This window comes from Streptomyces katrae (assembly GCF_000966975.1).
GTDB lineage: Bacteria > Actinomycetota > Actinomycetes > Streptomycetales > Streptomycetaceae > Streptomyces > Streptomyces katrae.
The window spans coordinates 1-721 of the sequence record NZ_JZWV01001726.1; the positions used below are offsets into that span (position 1 = coordinate 1).

Here is a 721-nt window from a genome sequence, read left to right on the forward strand (position 1 = left end):
GCCTGCTACGCCGCGGCGAGGGCCTGTCCTCCTTCGTGTCCGCCGGCAACCGGGCGGACGTCTCCGGCAACGACATCCTCCAGTACTGGTACGAGGACGGCGCCACGGACGTGGCCCTCATGTACCTGGAAACCCTCGGCAACCCCCGCAAGTTCACCCGCCTCGCCCGCCGCACCGCCGCCGTCAAGCCCCTCGTCGTCGCCCTCGGCGGCCGCCACACCCCCGCCGGACACCTGGTCCCCGGCACCCGGCTCCCCGAATCCACCGTCTCCGACCTGCTCCGGCAGGCCGGTGTCATCCGGGTCGACACCGTCACCGAGCTCGTCGACGCCGGCCTCCTGCTGGCCGGGCAGCCGCTGCCGGCCGGCCCCCGCGTGGCCATCCTCGGCAACTCCGAGTCCCTCGGGGTCCTCACGTACGACGCCTGCCTGACCGAGGGGCTGCGGCCCTCGCCCCCGCTGGACCTGACCACCGCCGCCACCCCCGAGGACTTCCGCACCGCCCTCACCGCCGCCCTGGCCTCCGAGGACTGCGACGCCGTCGTCGTCACCGCCATCCCCTGGGTCGGCGAGCGGGCCCTGGCCGACGACCTCGCGGAGGCCCTGCGCGAGGCCGTGACCGAGGTCCCCGGCAAGCCCGTCGCCGTCGTCCACGTCGAGCTCGGGGAACTGGTCGAAGCCCTCTCGGCGGCCCGGGCCACCGCCGCGCCCCCGGCCAGCGC

Annotated in this window: 1 pseudogene; it reads left to right on the forward strand. The window is 75.7% G+C overall.

Annotated features, from left to right (window positions below):
- Window positions 1-721, forward strand: a pseudogene (locus VR44_RS40325) (acetate--CoA ligase family protein); the annotation flags it as partial.